This window comes from uncultured Granulicatella sp. (assembly GCF_963515095.1).
Taxonomy (GTDB): Bacteria; Bacillota; Bacilli; order Lactobacillales; family Aerococcaceae; genus Granulicatella.
In genome coordinates this window covers 1-3,721 of record NZ_CAUPXD010000061.1, presented here as the reverse complement: position 1 = coordinate 3,721, position 3,721 = coordinate 1, and the positions used below count along the sequence as shown (strand labels likewise).

Sequence of the window (3,721 nt, the reverse complement as noted above, 5' to 3'; positions counted from 1 at the left end):
TAATCTGGGCTTATAGCCCCGGTTCAAACCACCCGTTAGACGGGTGGTCATGATTATAAATGTTTTAAAAACTTAGATAAAGGTGAGTGTATGCGTAAGTCTTATCGAGTAAAGAAAGAGCAAGAGTTTCAACGAGTTTTTCATCATGGAAATTCAGTAGCGAATCGTCAATTTGTGGTTTATCAAATCGATAAATCGAATCAATCTCATTTTAGAGTAGGAATTTCTGTGAGTAAAAAATTAGGAAATGCAGTTGTTAGAAATCGTATCAAACGATTAATACGAAGTGTATTAACAGAACTAAAGCCACAATTACAGTCAGAGATTGATTTTATCGTGATCGCACGTAAACCTGTAGTATCTATGAATTATCAAGAAGTAAAAAGATGTATGATGCATGTATTAAAATTGGGAAAGATTTTAATAAAAGATGATTATAATGGAGAAAGTAGGGAATTAAGTGAAGAAAAAGCATAAATTAGCTTTAACATTAGCGGTTTTAACATTATTTTTAGCAGCATGTAGCACAACACCTGTAACAGCAGAAAGTACAGGGATTTGGGATCGAGTGATTATTTATAATTTATCTCAATTTATTATTACTTTATCTCATATTTTTGGAAATAGTTATGGTTTAGGAATTATTGTATTTACAATTATAACAAGAATTGTACTAGTTCCTGTGATGCACTTCCAATATAAGACAACAAGACAAACAGCTATTTTACAACCAGAAATTAATAAACTTCGAGAAAAATATTCTGCTCGTGATCACCAAACTCAAGAAATTTTACGAGAAGAAATTTCAGCATTATATGAAAGAGAAGGTGTGAATCAATATGCTGGATGTTTACCAGTAGCGATTCAATTACCTGTAATGATTGCTTTATATCAAGCAATTAGTCGTACAGAAGCATTAAAAACAGGTTCATTCTTATGGTTTAATTTAGATCAACCAGATCCATTTTTCATTTTACCAATTTTAGTAGTAGCTACAACTTATGCAACTTCTTGGTTAACAATGAAAATGCAAGATAGTGGAGCGGCTGGAAAAATTATGTTATTTGTATTACCAGCAATGATTGGGTTTACAGCTTTAACATTCCCAAGTGCGTTATCATTATATTGGGTTGTAGGGAATATCTTTATGGTTATTCAAACATTATTAATGAATAATCCATTTACATTTATTGCAGAACAAAAAGCTATTGCACATGAAAAACGTCGTCGTGAGAAAGCTTTAGAAAAAGCTAAGAAAAAACACGGCAGAAGTTAAAGAATAGACTTGTTCAGATCCAAAGAACATGAGATAATACATGTAAATTTGCAATATGGAGGATATAGAAGATGACACAAACAATTCGAGTAAATGATGCTTCAGTAGAAAAAGCTATCCAAAAAGGATTACGTCAATTACAATTAACACAAGATGATGTAGAAATTGAAGTAATTGAAGAAGGTAAAAAAGGATTATTTGGATTCGGACAAAAAGATGCGGTAGTATCAATTACTGTTAAAGAAAAAACTAAACAAGAAGAAGTAGTTGTTGAAGAAGTCGAAGAATCTTTTGATGACGAAGAATTTGATATTGAAGATAACTATGAAGAATCTGATGAAGCAGTTGAAGTATTAGATAATCATATTGAAGAAGCTGCTCATGTTACAAAAGCTTATTTAGAACAAATTGCAGAAATTTATGGTGCACCAAGTGACGTTCATGTAGAAGTACAAAAAGAAAAAATGAACTTTATTTTTGAAACAGATAAGCCAGGATTATTAATTGGTAAATATGGTAAAATTTTAAATGCTTTACAAGTATTAGCACAAGTTTCAGTTCATCGTTTTGTTAAAGGTAGAATGTCTGTGCAAGTAGATGTAGGGGATTATCGTTTACGTCGTACTGAAGCGTTACAACAAATTGCAGAAAAAACAGCACGCCGTGTTTTAAAAACAAAACAACCGGTATATTTAGAACCATTACCTGCATATGAAAGAAAACAAATTCATGCATATTTAAGTAAAAATAAACGTATTTCTACTCATTCAGAAGGTAAAGAACCACATCGTTATTTAGTAGTAGAAATTGCAGAATAAAATAGTTAGAGGCTGGAATGAAGAATTCCAGTCTTTTTTTGTTTATCAATATCATTCGGATGAATAAACTATAATAGTAGAAGGAAAATACAATAAAATAGAAAGAAACTTGATTAAATCCTACTTAAAAGGTTGAAACTTTTTATGAAACAGGTTAAAATGAATTGTCTGCAGTGTCTTTAGGGGGAAGACAATGATAAATATTTGTATTTTATATAAAACATACGACAAATTTTATATAAGGAAAAATAAATAAAATTATTGGAAAAAATCCTAAAAACAATGTACAATAAAAGTGAAATTATATAGTTAGGAGAATCATTATGGATATTCAAGTGTTTATAAGGCGTCGTAAGGAAAAAGGCTTATCTCAAATTGAATTGAGTCATGGGATTTGTACGCAGGCAACGTTAAGTCGATTTGAAAATCATGGTCAAATTCCTTCAATGAAAATATTAAGTCAATTGTGCGCACGACTGCAATTAGATGTGGGGGACTTATTTGCGAGTGTTAATACCAAAGAAGTTGCTACAAATAAACTTTTGGATAAAATAGAAGAAAGTATTGTAACAATGGATTATGAATTGGCTGAAAAATTAATTGGAAGCATTCAAAAAGAACAATTAACAGATGAACAAAAAATCCACTTGTTATACTTAAAAGGATTCACCCAAGTTTTACAAGGAAAAAAAGTGGAAGATGATTTGTTTTACTTTAATAAAATTTTAGCAGAACAAAATGAAAACCAAGATACTTATCTGCACTTAGCTTATGCAGGGCTAGGATTAGTTTATCAAAAACAAGAAGATATAGAAAAAGCAGAATATTTCTTTATTAAAGCTATTCAAGAAATAGAAAAACATAAATTAGAAAAAATGGAAGATGTATGGAGAGTATTAATGGTTTTATATCATAGTGCTATGTTCTTTACTAAAAATAATAATTATAAAAAGAGTAATGATTTATTAAAAAAAGGTATTGAGTTATGTAGTCAATACCATATTACTTATTATTTAGCAAGATTGTATTATCAATTAGCAATGAATTCATTAGGGAATAATTCTAATGTTGAAGAAGTAAAAGTATACTTAAATGATGCAGCAGCATTTGCAAGAATTAATTCTAATGATGAATTATTAACTGAAATTGAAAAAATAAATGATTCTTTATAATAAATAAAAAATAATGTAATCAGGAAGAATTGGATTCTTCCTGTTTTTTTGTAAAGATAAGAAAAAATAATTGAAAAAGGGAAAAGGATACTTATAATAGAATAAAAGGAGTGATTAAAATGGGCTTACGATTCAATAAAGATGAATTTTTAAAAAAAGAAAAAGTAATTTTACCGGAAGATATTCAATTACCATCAATAGAAGAAGAATATGACTTTGATAATTTTGGAGATGCATTTATTATGATGCCGAAAATGGAAGAAGATCAACGTCAAAAAAATCTAGAAAAAAATATAAAAAAAGAATGGTTAGAGCCAATAGAAGATAAGGATGAAATTAAATAATTTTTTTATATAAAAGGACTTGCAAACGAACTCTTGCTATGGTAAATTATATACGTTGTTAACGAACGTTCGCTTTTGAAGCGATTGCGAAAAATAAATTTTAAATAAATT

Annotated in this window: 5 protein-coding genes; all 5 read left to right on the top strand. The window is 29.0% G+C overall.

Annotation, left to right across the window (positions count from 1 at the left end; translation table 11 throughout):
• Positions 1-90 precede the first annotated feature (90 nt).
• The 5 genes from rnpA (at position 91) to RWL86_RS08360 (ending at position 3,610) form a co-directional block, all read left to right on the top strand.
• Positions 91-477, top strand: coding sequence for a ribonuclease P protein component (rnpA, locus tag RWL86_RS08380; protein WP_314078811.1), 387 nt, complete (start codon positions 91-93; stop codon positions 475-477).
• Positions 461-1,276, top strand: coding sequence for a membrane protein insertase YidC (gene yidC / locus RWL86_RS08375; RefSeq protein WP_314078809.1), 816 nt, complete (start codon positions 461-463; stop codon positions 1,274-1,276). The genes rnpA and yidC overlap by 17 nt, the downstream gene beginning before the upstream one ends.
• 71 nt (positions 1,277-1,347) lie before the next feature.
• On the top strand, positions 1,348-2,094 hold the full coding sequence (jag, locus tag RWL86_RS08370; RefSeq protein ID WP_314078807.1) for an RNA-binding cell elongation regulator Jag/EloR: 747 nt from the start codon (positions 1,348-1,350) through the stop codon (positions 2,092-2,094).
• Between the two features lie 323 nt (positions 2,095-2,417).
• Entirely contained in the window at positions 2,418-3,266 is an 849-nt protein-coding gene (locus RWL86_RS08365) for a helix-turn-helix transcriptional regulator (RefSeq protein WP_314078804.1), read from the top strand.
• A 119-nt stretch (positions 3,267-3,385) separates the two neighbouring features.
• Positions 3,386-3,610: a hypothetical protein gene (locus RWL86_RS08360; protein ID WP_314078802.1), complete on the top strand. Its 225-nt coding sequence runs from the start codon at positions 3,386-3,388 to the stop codon at positions 3,608-3,610.
• The last annotated feature ends 111 nt before the right edge of the window (positions 3,611-3,721 follow it).

Bases quoted from the DNA above. Each gene is read 5' to 3' on its own strand.
- rnpA (WP_314078811.1), top strand. From the start codon at position 91: ATGCGTAAGTCTTATCGAGTAAAGAAAGAGCAAGAGTTTCAACGAGTT.
- jag (WP_314078807.1), top strand. From the start codon at position 1,348: ATGACACAAACAATTCGAGTAAATGATGCTTCAGTAGAAAAAGCTATC.
- RWL86_RS08365 (WP_314078804.1), top strand. From the start codon at position 2,418: ATGGATATTCAAGTGTTTATAAGGCGTCGTAAGGAAAAAGGCTTATCT.
- RWL86_RS08360 (WP_314078802.1), top strand. From the start codon at position 3,386: ATGGGCTTACGATTCAATAAAGATGAATTTTTAAAAAAAGAAAAAGTA.